The organism is Antrihabitans cavernicola, assembly GCF_008297975.1.
Lineage (GTDB): Bacteria > Actinomycetota > Actinomycetes > Mycobacteriales > Mycobacteriaceae > Antrihabitans > Antrihabitans cavernicola.
This window is the reverse complement of record NZ_VLNY01000006.1, coordinates 18695-37059: the sequence shown is the minus strand read 5'-3', so window position 1 is coordinate 37059 and position 18365 is coordinate 18695. Positions and strand designations below refer to the sequence as shown.

Genomic DNA, 18365 nt, shown 5'->3' with positions numbered 1-18365 from the left:
AGCCTCCTCCACACACGCTAGTCGGCGGAGCGCACCAACCGCACGCGCAGCACCCGCTCCCGATCGCGCGCTTCCTGCTGGTCGCGCTGCCGACCCGCTAACAGTTGCGTCAGCGACACCACCCCGACCACTCGGGAAACGTCGTCACGATCGACCACCAGCACGCGGCTGACCTCGAGCACCGACATCAGCTCGGCAACATGCCGCAGATTCTGGTCGGAATGCGTTGTCGCAATGGGGTCCACCATGATCTCCGCCATGCGGGTCGACCCATCGCCCTCGTTACCCGCGCGCAGCAACGCCAATCGGGTGACGACGCCCAGCACGGCGCCGCCCTCGTCGACCACCGGATACAGCCGCTGGCGCCACCCGTCGCCGTCGTCGTGCGCGGAACCGAGCGAATCGAGAGCGTCCCGGACCGGCACCGCGTCGGTGAATTCGACGATGTCCGTACTCATCACCTCGCTGACGAACAGGATCTCCAACGGGTCCACATCGTATTCGCGCGTCAGGTGATATCCGCGGCGCGCGATCTTCTCGGTCAGCACCGACCGCTTCAGAACCAGCACCGACACACCGCACGCGGTCATGGCACCGATGATGAGCGGAAGGATCGCGTCCCAGCAGTGAGTGAGTTCCAGCGCGAACACCACACCGGTGAACGGCGATCGCATCACGCCGCCGAGCACACCTGCCAACGCGATCAGGGCCCAGAACCCGTGGCCGACGGTCGGAAAGATCTGCGCCTCCAACGATCCCAGCGCGCCGCCGATCATGAACATCGGCGCGAGCACGCCACCCGAGGTGCCGGAGCCCAGCGATATCGACCAGATCAGCGTCTTCACCACGAGAATGCCGACCACCAGGCCGAGCCCGATGGATCCGGTGAGTTCGGCGTCGATCACGTCGTAGCCGACACCGAGTGCCTGCGGCACGAACAGCCCGCCGATCCCGATCACCACACCTCCGATCGCAGGCCACCACATCCAATGGATCGGCAGTCGGCGAAACGCATCCTCCGATGCGTACACCAGGATCGTCGCGATCAGGGCCAGCAGCGCGGACAGCACACCGGAGACGACGCACAGCACATAGACGGACAGGTGCAGGTCGATTCGATTGTCCGACAGAAAGATTGCGCCCGAACCGAGCAGCGGAGCGCGAATGATCGTCGCGACGCACACCGCCGCCGCAACCGGAATCAGGCTGCGCGGCCGCCACTCGAAAAGCAGCAGTTCCACGGCCAGCACGATCGCCGCGAGGGGCGAGTTGAAGGTCGCCGCCATACCCGCGGTCGAACCGGCGACCAGCAGCGTCTTGCGTTCGTCGGCGGTCAGGTGCAGAAACTGCGCGAACAACGAGCCGAGTGCACCACCGGTCATGATGATCGGGCCCTCGGCGCCGAACGGTCCGCCGGTACCGATCGCGACCGCGGACGACACCGGCTTCAGCACCGCCACCCGCGGTGCGACCTTGCTGCCGCCGAGCAGGATTGCCTCGATCGCCTCGGGCATGCCGTGCCCGCGGATCTTTTCCGAGCCGTAGCGCGCCATCAGGCCGACCACCAGACCGCCGATCACCGGCGCGAACAACACCAGCCACCACGCGTGGTGTCCGCCACCGGGAGCGACCAGTTCGGTCGATACCCGTTGGTAGAAAACGGCATTGGTGATCAGGCCGATCAGCCGAAGCAAGGCCCAGGCAGCCAGCGCGGCCACCGCTCCCACCGGGAGAGCGAGCGCTGTGATGAGCAGCATCCGAGGGGTCGTCGTGAAGTCGCCGAGGTGGCGAACATCGCGAACTCGGTCGGTGCGAATGGACACTGCAGGCCTCTCGTAAATCTATCGTGTTACGACATATTACGATGAAAGCCGTGCCAACCGACAATCAGTACCGGCACCTGCTGGAGTTCCGAACGAAGTTGCGCCGCTTCGATCAATGGAGTCGTGCGGCGGCGCACGACCATGGCCTCACCCATTCGCAACACCAACTGCTGCTCGCGATCCGCGGACACGCAGACGCAGGCGGTCCCACCATCGGGGACGTTGCCGACGCGCTGCTCATCAAGTCACACACCGCGGGCGAGCTGGTCGACAGGACCCATGCGCTCGGCTTGGTAGACCGAGCGCGCGACCCCGACGATCATCGCCGCGTACGACTGTTGTTGACCCACAAGGGAAACGACGTGCTGCACGCACTCACCGCGGTGCATCTCGAAGAACTGCGCAGGCTCGGCCCGCTGCTCGGCGACCTGTAGTTCAGTCGTCGAGCGCGATCTCCAGCGCATTCAAACCGGCGGCGGCGGCATCGCGCTGCTCGGGGTCCAGCCGATCCAGAACGTTCGCGAGGTGCTGGATCCGCTCCGACGTCAGGCCGTTCACCAGTGACCGCCCCTGCTCGGTGGCGCTCAATTCGCTGGCTCGTTTGTCGTTGGGATCCGGCGTCCGCATCACATGACCGGACCGCTCCAGCGACGCCACGATCCGCGACATCGTCGGCGGCGTGACTCGCTCCGCAGCGGCGAGATCCCCGAGGCGCTGGGGACCCGACCTCGCAAGCGTCGCCAGCGCGGATCCCGCGCCGGAGCTGAGCGAGCCTGCGTCGCCAGCCCTGCGCAGTGCACGCATGATCCTGCCCAGGCTCAGATAGAGCTCTGCGGCCTCACTGAGTGCCAGCTCGTCGACTTCGTTCGCTGCGGGTCGAGCCATCTACGTTTTCACTCCCACGGTTGCCGGTGCCTCCAGTGAACCACCGTCGGTGGCCGAGCCGCCGTCGGTGATACCTGCGCGGTCGGCGTCGGCCAGTTCCTGCGCCTCGTCGTGGACGTACTTCCCGCCCGCCATGAACTGGGCGATCGCGCCGAGGAACATCATGATCGCGGCAGCGACGAACACCACGATGAGCCCGGAGTGGAAGGGGCCGGAGATCAGGTGCGGGAAGAACTGCTGACCGGTGAGCACGTCTCGGTTGACGCCGGGATTGTTCAGTTCGCCGCTGGAGCCGAGCAGTTCCTGGATCGGATTGAAGCCGAGGAACGCGGCGAACAGGCTGCCGACCGGTGGCAGGTCGGCAACGGACTGCGCGGTGCCCGCCGAGACGCCCTGCGCGGTCAGACCCGAGTTCATCGCGCCGGGCAGCGTGTTCGACAAGCCGACGATCATCAGCGAGAAGAAGATGCCGATCGACAACGCGGTGCCGCCGTTGAACAGCGTGCCGCGCATGCCTGACGCTGCGCCGCGCTGGTTCGCCGGGACGCTCGACATGATCGCCGCGGTGTTGGGCGAGGAGAACAGGCCCGAGCCGACGCCGTTGAGGAACACGATCCCCGCGAACAGCCAGTAGTTGAAATCGACGGGGATGAGCAGCAACAACACGAACGTGATGCCGACGATCACCAGGCCACCGACAGCGAACGGCCGGGCACCGTAATGATCGGACAGCCAACCCGAGATCGGTCCTGCCGCAAGGAATCCCACCGTCAAGGGCAGCAGGTAGATACCCGCCCACAGCGGTGTCGATTCATAGCTGAAGCCGTGCAGCGGCAACCAGATGCCCTGCAGCCAGATGATCAGCATGAATTGCAGGCCACCGCGGCCGACGGACGCCATCAGCCCAGCGAAGTTACCGAGACCGAACGCGCGGATCTTGAACAATCCGAGGTGGAACATCGGCTGCTCCACCTTGGATTCGATGACGCAGAACAGCACCAGCACGGCGATTCCGCCGATGACGCCTGCAAGCACCCACGGGTTGCTCCAGCCGGTGGAGGAGTCGCCGTAGGGCTGAATGCCGTAGGTGATGCCTGCAAGCAAGGCCGTCAGGCCGACGGCGAACGAGATGGTGCCGCCGAGATCGAGCTTGCCGGGGCTGCGCTGACCGAGTTCGTGCAACGACTTGTAGGACCAGACGGTGCCGAGAATGCTGATCGGGACACTCACCCAGAACACCGCGCGCCAGTCCCATTCGGACAGCACACCACCGATGATCAGGCCGAGGAACGAACCGCCGACCGCGGCAACCTGGTTGATACCCAACGCCATTCCGCGCTGATTCGACGGGAAGGCGTCGGTGAGAATTGCGGTCGAGTTCGCCATCAACATGGCACCGCCGATGCCCTGCACCACGCGCCAACCGATCATCCACAGCGCGCCGCCGCCCTGATCGAACGGATCGATCGACAGTGCGATCGCGGAAATCGTGAAGACCATGAAGCCTTGGTTGTAGACCTTGACTCGGCCGAGCATGTCGCCGAGCCTGCCGAACATCACCACCAACACTGCCGACGCAAGCAGGAAGCCCATCAGCATCCACAGCAGATAGCTGACGTTGCCGGGCGCGAGCGGGTTCAAATGAATGCCGCGGAAAATCGCGGGTAGCGAAATGATGACGATCGACGAGTTGATCGTCACGAGCAGAATGCCCAGCGTCGTGTTGGTGAGCGCGATCCACTTGTAATGCGGGTGATCGTGATCGACGCGCAGCCGGCGTCGAATCGTCTGGACGTCGCCCGCGTCTACCGGTGCGGCGTCGGGGTGCTCGGTTGTCACGTCGGAAGCTCCTGGGGAAATGAGAAATACATCAACCCCAGGAATGTTAGTTGTTAATTGCTAACTATGTTGTATCGAAAATGTGCGAGATCGAACACAGTCACCCGTTTACCGGGCGATCCGCTCCGGCCGGTCCTCCGACGGCAGCACCACATCGCGATATTCGGGGTGTTCGCCGACGAAGCGCTGCACATAGGAGCAGACCGGACGCACCTTCCAGCCGTAGCGCCGCGCCTGGTCGAGGGCTCCGCGAACCATGACGCTCGCGAGTCCGCGGTGACCGAAGTCTTCGGTGATGACGGTGTGCATGAACGAAACGACCGTCACCCGGCCGGGCCGTCGACTCGGCGCCGAGTCGAATTCGTAATACGCGAGAATGCCGACCAGATCGCCGTTGAGTCGAAGCTCGAAACGGTTCTGATCTGCATTGTTGCTGACTTCCGCGGAGGGAGAATTCGCCAACATGCTGCCCCCTGACGATGCGACTGTGATCCAACTGTGACCTGCACCACTATAACGGCGCTGCCGAGAAATTTCTTGCCGGATTTGTCGTGGTCACCGGCACTCCGCCGCCTGCGCGAGCGCAGTCACTAGGCTCGCCGGGTGAACTTGTTACCGCTGACCGCCGATGGAGAAACACCCGTTCGCGTCCTCACGATCGCGGGCACCGATTCCGGTGGCGGGGCCGGTATTCAGGCGGATTCGCGGACCATGGCGATGTGCGGGGTGCACGCCTGCGTGGCGGTCGCGGCGGTGACCGTGCAGAACTCGGTCGGGGTCAGTGCATTCCACGAGGTACCGCCGGAGATCGTGGCGGGCCAGGTTCGATCGGTGGTCGGCGACATCGGCATCGGTGCGGCCAAAACCGGGATGCTCGCATCGACGGCCATCATCGAAGCCGTCACCGAGGTGTGTGGCGAAATGGGCATAGGAAAAGCCGGGATCGGAAAGGCAAGGCCGATCCCGTTGCTTGTCGATCCAGTCTGTGCATCGATGCACGGTGATCCCTTGCTGCATGCCAGCGCGCTCGATGCGCTGCGGACATCGCTCATCCCCATCGCGACGATCGTGACGCCCAATCTCGACGAGGTAAGGCTCATCACCGGAATCGACGTGGTCGACGACCCATCGGCCCGTAAGGCGGCCGAGGCGCTGCACGCACTCGGCGCGCAATGGTCGCTCGTGAAGGGCGGCCATCTGCGCACATCGGCGGAAAGTCGCGATCTGCTGTTCGACGGCGACAAGTTCCTCGAATTCACCTCGCCCCGCATCGACACGGGCAACGATCACGGCGGCGGCGATACGTTGGGCGCCGCGATCGTCTGCGCCCTTGCCAACGGGTACTCAGTTCCGGCTGCCGTCGAATTCGGCAAGGGCTGGGTCACGCGCTGCCTGCAGGCCGCGTACGACCTGGGCGCGGGCCACGGCCCTGTCTCACCGCTGTGGCGGTTGACGGAAGGGCCACTCAGTTCTCCTTGAGTCCGAAAATCCGCAGATCCTCCGGAACGCCGTTGAGCGGCGCCGCGAAAAAGCTACGGCGGTAAGGCTTCACGGACAGGCCGAGCTGCTCGAGGGTGTCATGGTGCAGCGCCTGCAGCGTGCTCGCGGACAGCATCGTGTTGCCGTTTCCGCCCGCCTCCATCACCCGCGACGCGATGGTGACGTCGACTCCCAGCCAGTCGCCGCCGATCTCGCGCGGCGTTCCCGTGTGGATGCCGACGCGCATCTGCGGAGAGAATCCGGCAACTTCGACGTTCTCGAGATTGTGGCGAGCTGCGACGACGGCCTGCACCGCGCGGTCGGGCGAGCTGAACACGGCCATCAATCCGTCGCCCATCCGCTTGACCACGTGACCGCTGCGTTCGACGATCGGCGGCTCGATCGCTTTGGCCACCGCGCGCAGCAGCTCCAGCGTGGCTTCGTCGCCGACGCCGAGCGACCAACTGGAGAAGGCCACCAGATCGGTGAAGACGATCGTGACTTCCTGAGTGCCCTTCCCGCGGCCTACACGTTCGAGGGCGGCCTGCCACACCTGCAGCGCACCGAGTCGGATCTCCCGCGCAGCGCCCGGTTCGTCGCCCACGATGCGGTCCGCTGCTCGCGCGACGGCCCGGGCACTGCCCGGCCCCGCCGTCGAGAGCGGATCGCCGAACGCGGGATCACCCGGCAGCGCCAACCGGGCACGGCGGATAGCTTCGACGACATGGGGCTTGCGGTTGGTGTTCTCGAGCCATTCGGTGATCGATTCGGTACGCCCGCCGGACCCGTTCCCGGAGGTGGCGCTCGACGCTACGTCGCCGCCACCGGAGGGTCTGTCAGTCACGTCTCGAGGATATCTCAGGCCTATGTCACTCGACTGCTCACTTTTCGGCGTCGCGAGCCTCAGGGCGCTCGGATTTACCGGGTACTCCATTGGGTCCCCCGATCGAGTTCGCGTACATCCCCACGCCGTAGGCGACCGCCGCAGCGTTCTTGGTGAAAGCATCCCGATCCACGTTAGCCAAAATATCGCTGGCTGCGTGGTAATTCTCGTCATACGCTTGGTCGGCCGTGCCGCCCCATTGCTGAACCTGTTCGGGCGTCTTCTTCTCTTCCGCACCGGAGAACAACCCGCCCGATGGAATGCCGTGCTCGACGAACGGGCCGTAATCGGAGCGTCCATCGAAGTCGGTCCCCTCGGGTGTGATGCCATTCTGCAACAAAAATGCGTTGAACGTCCGCTCGATTCCGGCCGAACCCTTCGGTCCCGCAGGCTCACCCTGGTGATCGGAGTCGTCCCCGTCGTAGGTGAGGTAGGCCGGATTGGGCGAACCGAGCATGTCGAAGTTCATGTACAGCGCGATATTCAGGCGGTCGGCATCGCTCAACTTCGCGACGTAGTCGGTGGAACCGAGCAGTCCAAGTTCCTCGCCACCCCACCAGGCGAATCGAACGGCATTGCGCAGGTCAGGGCTCGATCCGAGCTGCAGTGCCGTCTCCAGCACCGCCGCTGTTCCGGTGCCGTTGTCGTTGATACCCGGACCCTCCGGAACGCTGTCCAGATGGGCGCCCGCCATCACCACGTCATCGGTCGATCCGGTCTTGGTCTGCGCGATGATGTTGCGGGTCTTGACCTGCGTCGTTGCCGCATCCACCACCAAGGTCACCTCGGGCAGCGCAGCCAACGCCGGGCCGTCCGCGGTGCTCACCGACACAACCGGGATCGCGCCGACGTCCTTGTCGTCGAGGGTTCCGCCGAGCGGTCCGTCGGTGTTGTTGACGATGATCACCGCGGCGGCCCCACGCTCGGCCGCCGCGCGCTGCTTCTCGACGAAGGGGCAGACACCTCGCGGCACCAGAGCGATGGCGCCGCGCGCATCGATGCCGTCGTAATCCGATGCGGTGCACCCGGGCGAGTCGTCGGCGGGAACTGGGGCAAGTCGGGCAGTGAGACCGTTCACCGGCGTTGCCGGTGAGTAGCTGAGGGTGTGCAATTCGAAGTTTCGATCGCCGGATTTCAGGCTTTCGGACTTGATGTCGAACTTCTTGACGTCGAACTCCGGCGTCGTGACGTCGAAGCCCTTGTCCTTCAAACGACCGACGACGTAGTCGACGCTCCGGTCGTATCCGGGGGTGCCGACCGACCGGTTTCCACCGTTGTCCTTCGCGATGGATTCGAGCTTCTCCAGATGCCCGACCAACGCGTCCGTCGTCATCGAGGACGCCAACTTCTCCGGCGTGACGGTCGTCTGGGAGTCGTCGGTGGTCCTCGTGCAACCGGACGCCACCAAAGTGGCAGCAAGTCCGACAAAGAGCAATTGTCCGGAACGTCTCATAGATCCCCCTCGGAGTATGTCCGCCCACAATAGCGACATAACGACAGTCGACCCGGCGCGGATGGATTCCGCACCGGGCCGACCGAGTTCAGGTCAGGCGTCGCGCCTGTTGACCACCAGAACGGCTGCTCCGAACACCACGCCGGTGAAGACTGCGAAGTAGACGAGGCTGCCCCACGGCCCCCAGTGGAAGTCGACGCTGCTGTCACTGCCGAGGAAGTGGCTGCCGTTGAGGAACGGCAGGAACGGCTGGATGTTCTTGCCGACCGTGCCGAACAGACCGAAGAGGTTTTCGATCAACAGCGGCCACAGCAGCAGCAGTGCGATGGCAGCCGCCGACTGTCGCAGCAGGGCTCCGACGGCGATGGCCAGGACCACGCACAGGAACGCGTAGATCGGGATTCCGTAGATCGCGCGCCATGCGGCGCCGCCGGACAGGACCAGCGACTTGCCCGCCTGGTCGTTGGCGATCGCCTTGCTCAGGAAGAACGCGGCGAACGCCAACACGGTGGTGAGGACGGCTCCGTACACGCCGACGATCAACGCCTTGGCGACCAGCACGGTACTGCGTTTCGGCGTGGCCTGGAACGTCGTCCGGATCAGGCCGAAGCGGTATTCGCTGGTGACGACCAACGCGGCCATGATCGTGAGAACCATGATGCCGAACCCGGACACGCCACTGGTGGCGACATCTGGAGTCAGGCCGGGAAAGCCGCCGCTGTCGTCAGGATGCTCGACGGCCTGGTTGCCGACCCAACCCATCACACCCGCCAAGCCGAGGCTCAGGATGACGATGATGAGCGAGCACCACCACGGTGATTTGACCGAGGTGAACTTGATGCGTTCTGCTGCCAATACGCCCATCAGAGCGCACCTCCCATGACTTCTTCGACGCCTTCACCGTGGTACTGGACGTCGCCGCCGGTCAGCTTCATGAATGCCTCTTCCAGCGAACCGCGTTGTGCCGCAAGCTCGAGAAGCGTGATTCCGTTGGAGCCCGCGGCCTGGCCGATGGCGTCCGTCGTCGATCCGACCACCACGAGGGCCGGACCCTCCAGTGCCGTGCCGTCCTCGCGAACCGTGAGCCCCTGCGAGGTGAGCACGCTTCGCAGCTGGTCCAGCTGCGGACTGCGCACTCGCACAGTCGATTCCGACGATCGATCGATGAATTGCTGCACTGTGGAATCGGAGATCAGCTTGCCGCGCCCGATCACCACCAAATGCTCTGCGGTCTGCGCCATTTCGGAGAGCAGGTGGCTCGACACCAGAACGGTGCGACCTTCGCTCGCGAGCCGCTGCATGAAGCGACGGATCCACAGAATGCCCTCGGGGTCGAGGCCGTTGACCGGCTCGTCGAACAGCAGCACCGGCGGGTCACCGAGCAATGCGCCAGCAAGACCGAGCCGCTGCGACATGCCGAGCGAGAACCCGCCGGCGTTCTTGCCCGCGACGTCGGCGAGGCCGACGAGTCGAAGCACCTCGTCCACACGGGATTTCGCGATGCCGTTGGATGCTGCCATCCATTCCAGATGCGCACGCGCAGACCGGTTGGGGTGCACCCACTTGGCGTCGAGCAAGGCGCCGACGGTACGCAGCGGGTTCTTCAGGTCGTGGTAGGTCTGCCCCTGGATCAAGGCAGTACCGGAGGTCGGGCGGTCCAATCCGAGGATCATCCGCATGGTGGTCGATTTTCCGGCGCCGTTGGGTCCGAGGAAGCCCGTCACTTGGCCCGGGGGCACCGTGAACGTCAGGTCTTCCACGGCCTTGGTGGGGCCGTAGTGCTTGGTGAGTCCCTTCACTTCGATCATGGGCGTAAGCATCCATGACAACGATCAGGCAGCACATCGACCTGGAGTCGCGTTCGTTGTCATCCCTAAGGATGACGGCGACCCTGAGGGTGGAAAGCGCACTTGACACAGCCTCTCGTTGTCAAGCATGCTTAACATGTGCGAAGCCGAGTCAGAGAACTGCGGTCGTCTCGAGGGTTGTCTCAGGGCCAACTCGGTGCAGCACTGGGCGTTTCGCGGCAAACGATCAATGCCATCGAGACCGAGCGGTACACGCCGTCACTGCCGCTCGCTGTGCACTTGGCCCGCTATTTCGACACCACAGTGGAGGAGATGTTCGATGTCGCAGACAGGGAATCGCATGAATGAGACCTCACTAGGACGGGCAATACCTGCCTTCTTCGTGGGCGTAGGTGTCGTCTGTCTTGTTTCCGCAGTGGTCGGCGGCAGACCCATCGTCGGTGTCGTAATGCTCGTGATCATGGCGGCATGCGGCGGTGCATTGTTCCTGCTGCGGCGGCGAAGCGAGACGTACACGGGACTCACCGACGAACCCGACGAGCGCTTCAACGCCATCGGCCAGCGAGCGTTGGCAGGCACCGGAGCAGTGCTGACCATCGCGCTGTTCGGCGCCCTTGTCGGCGATCTCGCATCCGGCGGCACCGGCAGCCCGTTCTTCTGGCTGTTGGCGACCGGAGCCGTCACCTTCGTTGCATTGGTCGCGTTGTTGCGGCGGCAGAGCTAGTTCGCTGATCAAATGTCCGGCGACGACGCCTGCGCCCAGAAGCGCTTCGGGATCCGACCGGCATGACGGGCATCGTGGCCCGCACGGACGGCAGCTGCCATGGCCGACGCCATCAGGGCCGGATTGCGCGATCGCGTCACCGCTGTCGCGAGAAGCACTGCGTCGCAGCCTAGTTCCATCGCCAGCGTCGCATCGCTTGCCGTCCCGATGCCGGCGTCCAGAATCACCGGCACGCCGGCGGCTTCGACGATCATCGCGATGTTGTGCGGGTTCGCTATGCCGAGGCCGGTGCCGATCGGCGAACCCAGCGGCATCACCGCCGCACAGCCTGCGTCTTCGAGCCGACGCGCCAGCACCGGGTCGTCGGTGGTGTACGGCAGGACCGTGAAGCCGTCGTCCACCAGTTGCTCCGCCGCGCTGATCAACTCGATCGCATCGGGCAACAGGGTCCGCTCGTCGGCGATCACCTCGAGCTTCACCCAGTCGGTCTCCAACGCCTCGCGCGCGAGCCGCGCCGTCAGTACTGCTTCGGCGGCGCCACGACAACCCGCGGTGTTCGGCAACAACGCGATCTTCAGCCGCTCCAGCAAGTCGAGCACACCGGTACGACCCTCCGAATCCACGCGCCGCATCGCCACCGTCGTCAGCTCGGTACCCGAGGCAACCAGCGCATCCTCCAGCACCGCAAGGTTTTCCGCGCCACCGGTGCCCATGATCAAGCGGGAGCCGAAGCTACGACCGGCAATGATCAGCTCAGCCACCCTGCACCGCCGTCAACACGTCGATGTCCCAACCCTTTTGGATCGACTCGTCCCATCTGGCCTTCGGGAACACCGCGCCGCCGACGGCAACCGCGATGCCTCGCTCGGGCAGCCCGAGTCGCTCCAGCAGTTGTCGCAACGAAATCTCCTCGGTGAGTAGCTGATCCTCACCGTTGACCGTGATGCCGATGCGAACCGGTGTTGTCACGACGACGCTCCTGACGTTGCTGCTATCGAAGAAAAACGCTGCGGATCTGCGGACTTCGCCTCTACCAACGCCGAACCGTCCAGCAGTGCCAGCACCGCATCCGCGGTGATCGGGGCCAACAGTATGCCGTTGCGACCGTGCCCCGTCGCGACGATCACGCGATCGGACAGTCTGCCGATCAGCGGCAGGTTGTCGGGGCTCATGGGTCGCAGACCAGCGGCGGCCTCGGCGAGCTCGTATTCGCCGATCGCAGGCATCAGCGTTTCGGCATCGGCGATGAGATCGCGCACGCCCGCGACCGTGACCTGGGTGTCGTGACCCGACTCGTACTGCGTCGCTCCGACCACGATTCCGTCATCTCGCGGCACCAGGTAGATCGGCCTGCCGTGCACCCGAGCCCGCACCACCCGGGTCGGTGCCGGGGTCACGCCTGCCCGGGCACGCAACCGCAGAATCTCGCCTTTGACGGGGCGAACTGGAAGCCCCGGCCATAGCTGCGCCGACCGCTCCCCCGCAGCCAGCACCACCTGATCGGCGGCCAGCAGATCGAGATCCCGAGCGTCCTCCTCGACGAACTCCACCCCGCTCGCGATCGCTGCGCTCCGCAACGCGTCCAGCAGTCGGCGATTGTCGACGGCCAATTCGGTGGGAGCCAGCAGGCCGAGTCGAGCGCCGCGACCGAGCGACGGTTCCACCTCACGAATCTCGCTTCGGTTCAGCAACCGCAGGTCGTAGCCCTGCCGCCCGACCCACTCGGCGACCGTGCGGAGGTCTTCGGCATCCGCCGCGTCGAGTGCAACGGTCAACGAACCCTCGGCAGCGAAGACCGACCCCAGACGCGTACCGAAGTCTGGCCAGCGAACCAGCGATGCAGCGCCAAGTTCCAGCGGTTGCTCCTCGCCGGGCCAACCCTCCGAGAGCGGCGCGAGCATCCCACCGGCCACCCGGGACGCACCGGATCCGACCGCCGAATCGAACAGCGTCACCTGCCACCCGGCGGCCGCAGCGCGCCACGCCGTCGACAGCCCGATCACACCGCCGCCGACTACGGCCAACGTTCCCATTTCGATTCCACCTCCCCGCGCCGGCATGATCCGGATCGAGTTCTGACGGTCGGGGCGTATGCCCCCTCTCAGCCCTAGTGCAGGACTCCCGTGTCGTGTTTCAACGGTAACCGCTACCGTCGCAACCGTGCATTCGCCTCATTCTCGCAGGGGATCGTCTCCGCGCGATCGCCTGGCCACCGCCAGCCTCTACCTGTGCACCGACGCGCGACGCGAAAAGGGCGACCTCGCCAAGTTCGTCGACGCCGCGCTGGCGGGCGGGGTCGACATCGTCCAGCTCCGCGACAAGGGTTCGCCGGGCGAGCAGCAGTACGGTCCGCTGGACGCCAAGGCCGAATTGGGTGCGCTCGCCGAACTGCGGGCCGCAACCCAACGCCACGGCGCGCTGTTGGCCGTCAACGATCGTGCAGACATCGCGTTGGCGGCGGGTGCGGATGTGTTGCACCTCGGCCAAGGCGATCTGCCGGTGCATTACGCCCGCCAGATCTTGGGCAACGACGTGGTGATCGGCCGCTCGACGCACAGCCGCGGCCAGGCCAATCTCGCGGCGATCGAGGACGGGACCGACTACTTCTGCACGGGCCCGCTGTGGGCGACGCCGACCAAGCCCGGTCGCACGGCCGTCGGCCTCGACCTGGTCACCAGCACAGCCGAATCGGGACCGACGCAGCCGTGGTTCGCGATCGGCGGCATCGACCTCGAGCGGTTGCCGTCGGTGCTGGCGGCAGGGGCAACACGCGTGGTCGTCGTTCGTGCGATCACGCAGGCCCGCGACCCGGAGGCCGCGGCCCGTGCGTTGAAGCGAGTGCTGACTACTTCCGCCCAGTGAAGTCGTCCATCGTCTTGTAGACGCCGAGGACCCGTCCTGCGACGAAGTCACGAACGCCGGTCGGCAGGATCCCTTTGAAGGCCTCCGACAGCAGCACCGTCTTGGGCAGTACCACGAACGGTGTGCCCTTCTTCATCTGCTTCCACACCTCGTCGACCACGTCGTTCGGCTTCAGAATGGGAAGCAGCGGAGCCGATTTCGCGCCCTCGAACATGCCGGTGCTGATGTAGTACGGGCACACCGTGGTCACCTTGACCTGCTTGTGGCCTGCCTGCTCCAATTCGAGTCGTACCGAGTCCGACCAGCCGACGGTCGCCCACTTGGATCCGCAGTACGACGCCATCCGCGGGTTCGCGGTGAGGCCTGCGGCCGATGCGACGTTGATGAGCCGAGATTCGTTGCCGGACGCGATCATTCCCGGCAGAAACTCGCGGGCGATGAACATCGGCGCCAACGAGTTGATCTTCATCGTGAACTCGGTGTCGCGGGTGTTGTCGGTCTCCCAGAAGTACGCGTTACCGCGGACGACGCCCGCGTTGTTGAAGACGATGTCCGGGTCGCCGATGTCGGAACGCACCTGCGCGGCCGCCTTCTCGATCTGCGTCCGATCGGATACGTCCACCGTGTACGCGGTCACCGACCCGCCCGCAGCGGTGAGTTCGGCGACCGTGGTCTCGAGCGCCGCTTCGTTGATGTCCCACAACACCACGGCTTCGGCGCCTTCGGCGACGGCCAGTTCGGCGTAGAGCTTGCCCATGCCCATGGCGGCGCCGGTGATCAGAATCTTCTTGCCTGCAACATTTTTCATGACTGTCTCTTTCTGAAATCTGCGTGGATGGATGGTTTACCAGTGGATGCCGGGCAGCAGTCGGACCATGCGCTTGGCTGCGCGTGAGAGCGGCTGGTCGGCCATGACGACGGACGCGGTCGAGAGGGCGCGCGTGCTCAGTCCGCCTTCTTTGGTGACATCAGCCTTGGCGATCTCGTCGGAAATGGGCGTAACACCCTGTGCCGCATGCGAATCCGGGAACACCTTGTAGGCGCGGTGCAGCACGACGTCCACGATGCTGGGTGCGAGCGTGTAGGACAGTTCGCCGAGCGTGCCCATCGGTGTCCCGATCTCCTTGGGACGCTTGACAAGCGCGCGAAGGACCAGGTTGGCGGCCTCGTCGGGCGACAGCGTCGGGAACGCGTCGTACATCGAGGTGGGAGCGATCATCGGCGTCCGAACCAACGGCATGTGCACCGTGGTGAAGGTGATTCCGTCGCCGTGCACCTCGCTTGCCGCGACACGACTGAACGCGTCGAGTGCCGCCTTCGATGCGACGTACGCAGCGAAGCGTGGCGTGTTGGTCTGCACGCCGATCGACGAGATGTTGACGATGTGTCCGAAGCCACGTTCGGTCATGTGCGGCAGCAGTTCCATGATCAGCCGGACGGCGCCGAAGTAGTTGAGGGCCATCGTGCGTTCGAAATCGTGGAACCGGTCGTAGGACAGGTTCAGCGAACGACGGATCGAGCGGCCCGCATTGTTGACGAGCATGTCGACCTTCTCGTGCTCGCGAATCAACGTCTCGACCAGTTCGGTGACAGCGTCCGCATCGGAGACGTCGCACGAGTAGGCGAAGGCGGTCCCGCCCGCGGCCTCGATGGCGGCCTTCACGTTCTCCAGCTTGTCCTTGCTGCGGGCAACCAGGATGGGCACACCGCCCGCGGCGGCCACCTTCTGCGCGGCGACGGCGCCGATCCCCGACGACGCGCCGGTGATGACGACCGTCTTGCCTGCGAGCGAGTCCGTCGGTGTTCCGACGATGTCGCGAACGATCGGCAGATCGGTCAATGCGTTGAAGGTCTCGGTGATCACAGCTGCTCCTGAGCGGGGTGGGATGGCGGTCACATTTGCCTCGGTACTGTGACGTACCGCTTAGCGACAATGATGGTACGCAGACGTACCAGCACGCAAGCAGTTGTGGCGCGTGTCTCAATTCGCAGGTCAGAGCCCCGCAACGCTGAAAAGTTGCTCGGGTACGCTGATGTACCAGATCGGCGGAAAGGCAGGACATGACAAACCCGGACGTGCCAGGAAACGGCACCGACGCTCGACTGCGACTGATCGATGCGATGGCCACCGTCGTCGCCGAGAAGGGCTATCCAGCAACGACGATCGCCCACGTGGTTGCCGAGGCGAGGGTCTCTCGCCGGACGTTCTACGAGCACTTCACCGACAAGCAGGCCTGCATGATTGCGTGCTACTCGACGCTGAGCGATCGGTTGCTCGCCGGTCTGTCGGTGATGGACACCGATTCGAAGAATGCACGAAGCGTCGTCGCATCGGCCGTCGATTCGTTGCTGCGCGTACTCGCCGAGCGCCCCGATCTCACGTACGCGCAGTTCGTCGCGATTCATGCGGCAGGGTTGACGACATCACCGGAGCGCAGGCGCGTGCAGGACATCCTCGCGAATCAGATCCGCGACATCGCGGTCCACGCTTCCGAATTCGACGCCAACGTGCGCGTCCCGTCCGACCTCACGGCCACCCTGCTGGTCGGCGGGATCGGTGAGCTGATCGTCAGGTCGGTCGAGCAAGGCCGCGTCGATCGGCTGAGCGAGATCGCGCCGACCGTTGTGGACGTGGTCTCAGCCGTTTTGCTCGAGCAGTGATGCCGCCATGTGACGGTGCCCGATCGTCTCGTAGCCGACCACGGTGACCAGCGGTGCCAGCATGACGACGATCAAACAGACCGCCATCGACACCCCGGATGCCGCGAGCACCACAGCAATCCCCAGCACCGCGGCAGTGCCCACCAACAGCAGGGTGTGGAACGCATCGAAGACCCGGACCATGCTGACGTACAACGCGAAAATTGTTGCGACGTAGACGCCGACGGGAATGGCGACGCTCGATACCGTAGCCACCGAGCCGATGTGCGCCTCGTGCTCGATGTAGTACGCGGCAACATGCAGTCCGGCGCCCGTTGCCACGATCGCAGCGAAGATCACGATGTGGATGTAGCCGAAGAAGAACGATCTGTCCCGATGACGATGCAAGATCTCGCCCACCGGAACCGTGAAATACACCCACCAGATTCCGAATGTCAGCCCGGTGCCAGCGATTCCGACAAGGATGGCGTCCGTGGTCCAGCCCTGCGTGCCGATCACCGCCGACAACGACGCGACCGTCCCCACCACGCCCTCACCGAGCGCGATGATCGCGAGCAAGCTGTAGCGCTCGGCGATGTGGTGTGCGTGCCAGGGCGTCTCACCCTTGCGCCGCTCCACAATCCACGGTCCCGCGAACTCGACGGACGCCAGCAGCAGAACGAGAACAATGGTCACCGGCACCGACGTGTGCGCCACGAGCGCGCCGATCCAGCCCAGTTGCGCGATGCCGATCGCGCCGGCGTAGGTGAGGCACGCCCTGCGGCGCTCCGGATTCTGTTTGGCCGCACGCAACCATTGGAAGATCATCGCGACGCGCATCACCACGTAGCCGGCAACCACGATTCGGTTGTCGACGTGCTCGCCCTGGTCGATCGACTCGTAAAGCTGCGGAATACCCAGCGCAAGAATGATGACGCCGATCATCTGCACCATCGTCGCCGCGCGGTAGATCCAGTCGTCGGTGTCGTACGCCGAGGCGAACCAGCTGAAGTTGATCCACGCCCAGCAGGTGGCGAACACGGCGAACGCGAACCCGGAAAGCCCTGCGAAGTAATGGCCTTCGGCGAGCAGGTGCGCGAGTTCGGATGCCGCAACACCGAATGCGATGACGAACGTGAGGTCGAACAGCAATTCCAACGGAGTTGCGACCCGATGAGCTTCGTGCGGATCGCGACCGGTCATGGCACGTCTACCGTGCGGGGCAGCGGCCCCCGGCGTCGGCTGATTCATCAGGAGACGATATCGGCGAACGCCATGGTGAGCACGACCGACGATCGACGATCGCTGTCTGCCGTGTCCCCGATCAGTACCGTTGCTGTGCCGCTTCCGTCGGGTGCGTCGACGGCGGCGTCGACGGACGGCAGCCAACCGAAGCCGTCGTCGGGCAGTTCGATCGTTCGGGGCAACGCCGCAGTGAGTGCGGCAAGGTCGGAAACGCCGTCGAGCATCAATTGCAATCGTGAGGTCTTGAGTTGCGGCCAACTCGCGGCGAACCCGGGATGCAGGCGAAGGGCATCGACGTCGTCTTCGGGAACCCAGCGCAGCTCGGCACTTTCGCGATTACGCACGGTCGCCAGCGGTGCCGCGGCATCGGCGATCACCGTGGTGTAGCTCCAACCGCCTTCGGCTCGGTGGGTGACCCGTTCGGCACGCACGCGCAGCAGCGAACCGCTGATGCCCGCCTCTTCCTCGGCCTCGCGGACGGCGGCGTGGATGGTGGTCTCGTGACTGTCGCGAGCGCCACCGGGCAGCGCCCACGTGCCACCCTGATGGCTCCAGAACGCTCGATGTTGCAGCAGCACAGCCGGTCGCCCATCTTCGAGCGGAGCCCGCAACAACAGACCCGCCGCACCGTGCTTGCCCCAGTGCTTACTTCCGTCCGGGCTCCAGGACCAGCCGTCGCCGTCACCGCGCATCCCGTTGCCACACCTGCCCCTCATCGCCGGCT

The 18365-nt window shown here is 64.9% G+C and carries 21 protein-coding genes and 1 riboswitch; of the genes, 6 read left to right on the top strand and 15 right to left on the bottom strand.

The annotated features are described in order from the left end of the window. Positions 1-17: 17 nt before the first annotated feature. A complete protein-coding gene (locus FOY51_RS14115) occupies positions 18-1823 on the bottom strand; it encodes a chloride channel protein (protein ID WP_214633101.1) in 1806 nt (601 codons plus the stop codon). Between the two features lie 41 nt (positions 1824-1864). On the opposite strand from FOY51_RS14115, the gene FOY51_RS14110 reads away from it, so the two are divergent. Then, positions 1865-2257, top strand: coding sequence for a MarR family winged helix-turn-helix transcriptional regulator (locus FOY51_RS14110; RefSeq protein ID WP_149430894.1), 393 nt, complete (start codon positions 1865-1867; stop codon positions 2255-2257). A gap of 1 nt (position 2258) precedes the next feature. Here FOY51_RS14110 and FOY51_RS14105 read toward each other — a convergent pair whose 3' ends face one another. From FOY51_RS14105 to FOY51_RS14095, 3 genes are all read right to left on the bottom strand, one after another. After that, on the bottom strand, positions 2259-2708 hold the full coding sequence (locus tag FOY51_RS14105; RefSeq protein ID WP_149430893.1) for a MarR family winged helix-turn-helix transcriptional regulator: 450 nt from the start codon (positions 2706-2708) through the stop codon (positions 2259-2261). Further along, a complete protein-coding gene (locus tag FOY51_RS14100) occupies positions 2709-4547 on the bottom strand; it encodes an MFS transporter (protein ID WP_149430892.1) in 1839 nt (612 codons plus the stop codon). It abuts the gene before it with no gap. Between the two features lie 108 nt (positions 4548-4655). Then, complete coding sequence (locus FOY51_RS14095; protein WP_149430891.1) at positions 4656-5012, bottom strand: GNAT family N-acetyltransferase; 357 nt, start codon at positions 5010-5012, stop codon at positions 4656-4658. A gap of 138 nt (positions 5013-5150) precedes the next feature. Here FOY51_RS14095 and thiD point away from each other — a divergent pair, with 138 nt between their 5' ends. Continuing rightward, positions 5151-6026, top strand: coding sequence for a bifunctional hydroxymethylpyrimidine kinase/phosphomethylpyrimidine kinase (thiD, locus tag FOY51_RS14090; RefSeq protein WP_149430890.1), 876 nt, complete (start codon positions 5151-5153; stop codon positions 6024-6026). On the opposite strand, the gene FOY51_RS14085 is transcribed toward thiD, so the two are convergent. The 4 genes from FOY51_RS14085 to FOY51_RS14070 all read right to left on the bottom strand — a co-directional run bounded on the left by FOY51_RS14085 (position 6013) and on the right by FOY51_RS14070 (position 10170). Then, positions 6013-6789, bottom strand: coding sequence for an adenylate/guanylate cyclase domain-containing protein (locus tag FOY51_RS14085; protein ID WP_235916371.1), 777 nt, complete (start codon positions 6787-6789; stop codon positions 6013-6015). The two genes, thiD and FOY51_RS14085, sit on opposite strands and share 14 nt — an antisense overlap. A 118-nt stretch (positions 6790-6907) precedes the next feature. After that, entirely contained in the window at positions 6908-8362 is a 1455-nt protein-coding gene (locus FOY51_RS14080; protein ID WP_149430888.1) for a M28 family metallopeptidase, read from the bottom strand. A gap of 93 nt (positions 8363-8455) precedes the next feature. Continuing rightward, complete coding sequence (locus FOY51_RS14075) at positions 8456-9226, bottom strand: ABC transporter permease (RefSeq protein WP_149430887.1); 771 nt, start codon at positions 9224-9226, stop codon at positions 8456-8458. Then, positions 9226-10170: an ABC transporter ATP-binding protein gene (locus tag FOY51_RS14070; RefSeq protein ID WP_149430886.1), complete on the bottom strand. Its 945-nt coding sequence runs from the start codon at positions 10168-10170 to the stop codon at positions 9226-9228. The genes FOY51_RS14075 and FOY51_RS14070 overlap by 1 nt, the downstream gene beginning before the upstream one ends. Before the next feature lie 138 nt (positions 10171-10308). Between FOY51_RS14070 and FOY51_RS14065 the strand changes: the two genes are divergently transcribed. Together FOY51_RS14065 and FOY51_RS14060 are read left to right on the top strand one after the other, a co-directional pair. After that, complete coding sequence (locus FOY51_RS14065; protein ID WP_149430885.1) at positions 10309-10518, top strand: helix-turn-helix transcriptional regulator; 210 nt, start codon at positions 10309-10311, stop codon at positions 10516-10518. Then, positions 10511-10894: a hypothetical protein gene (locus FOY51_RS14060; protein ID WP_214633100.1), complete on the top strand. Its 384-nt coding sequence runs from the start codon at positions 10511-10513 to the stop codon at positions 10892-10894. Before FOY51_RS14065 ends, FOY51_RS14060 begins: the two co-directional genes overlap by 8 nt. Positions 10895-10902: 8 nt before the next feature. Here the strand turns inward: FOY51_RS14060 and FOY51_RS14055 are convergent, their stop codons facing one another. The 3 genes from FOY51_RS14055 to thiO form a co-directional block, all read right to left on the bottom strand. Then, the gene (locus FOY51_RS14055) at positions 10903-11655 is read right to left on the bottom strand and encodes a thiazole synthase (RefSeq protein WP_149430883.1); all 753 of its coding nucleotides are present in this window, start codon (positions 11653-11655) and stop codon (positions 10903-10905) included. Beyond that, the gene (thiS, locus tag FOY51_RS14050; RefSeq protein ID WP_149430882.1) at positions 11648-11863 is read right to left on the bottom strand and encodes a sulfur carrier protein ThiS; all 216 of its coding nucleotides are present in this window, start codon (positions 11861-11863) and stop codon (positions 11648-11650) included. Before thiS ends, FOY51_RS14055 begins: the two co-directional genes overlap by 8 nt. Beyond that, positions 11860-12927 carry a glycine oxidase ThiO gene (thiO, locus tag FOY51_RS14045; protein ID WP_149430881.1) on the bottom strand — a complete coding sequence of 356 codons (1068 nt, stop codon included), beginning with the start codon at positions 12925-12927 and terminating at the stop codon, positions 11860-11862. The genes thiS and thiO overlap by 4 nt, the downstream gene beginning before the upstream one ends. Continuing rightward, a riboswitch (TPP riboswitch) is annotated at positions 12923-13029 on the bottom strand. Its footprint overlaps the gene before it by 5 nt. Positions 13030-13054: 25 nt before the next feature. Between thiO and thiE the strand changes: the two genes are divergently transcribed. After that, a complete protein-coding gene (gene thiE, locus FOY51_RS14040; RefSeq protein WP_235916327.1) occupies positions 13055-13756 on the top strand; it encodes a thiamine phosphate synthase in 702 nt (233 codons plus the stop codon). On the opposite strand, the gene FOY51_RS14035 is transcribed toward thiE, so the two are convergent. Together FOY51_RS14035 and FOY51_RS14030 are read right to left on the bottom strand one after the other, a co-directional pair. Then, positions 13740-14564 carry an SDR family oxidoreductase gene (locus tag FOY51_RS14035; protein WP_149430879.1) on the bottom strand — a complete coding sequence of 275 codons (825 nt, stop codon included), beginning with the start codon at positions 14562-14564 and terminating at the stop codon, positions 13740-13742. The two genes, thiE and FOY51_RS14035, sit on opposite strands and share 17 nt — an antisense overlap. Before the next feature lie 36 nt (positions 14565-14600). Next, complete coding sequence (locus FOY51_RS14030; protein WP_235916325.1) at positions 14601-15620, bottom strand: SDR family NAD(P)-dependent oxidoreductase; 1020 nt, start codon at positions 15618-15620, stop codon at positions 14601-14603. Positions 15621-15817: 197 nt separating this feature from the next. Between FOY51_RS14030 and FOY51_RS14025 the strand changes: the two genes are divergently transcribed. Continuing rightward, complete coding sequence (locus FOY51_RS14025; RefSeq protein WP_149430877.1) at positions 15818-16417, top strand: TetR/AcrR family transcriptional regulator; 600 nt, start codon at positions 15818-15820, stop codon at positions 16415-16417. Here the strand turns inward: FOY51_RS14025 and FOY51_RS14020 are convergent. Further along, positions 16394-17647, bottom strand: coding sequence for a low temperature requirement protein A (locus FOY51_RS14020; RefSeq protein WP_235916323.1), 1254 nt, complete (start codon positions 17645-17647; stop codon positions 16394-16396). The genes FOY51_RS14025 and FOY51_RS14020 overlap by 24 nt on opposite strands. Further along, positions 17647-18333 (bottom strand): NUDIX hydrolase, encoded by a 687-nt coding sequence (locus tag FOY51_RS14015; RefSeq protein WP_149430876.1) that lies wholly within the window; start codon positions 18331-18333, stop codon positions 17647-17649. The genes FOY51_RS14020 and FOY51_RS14015 overlap by 1 nt, the downstream gene beginning before the upstream one ends. Positions 18334-18365 lie beyond the last annotated feature (32 nt).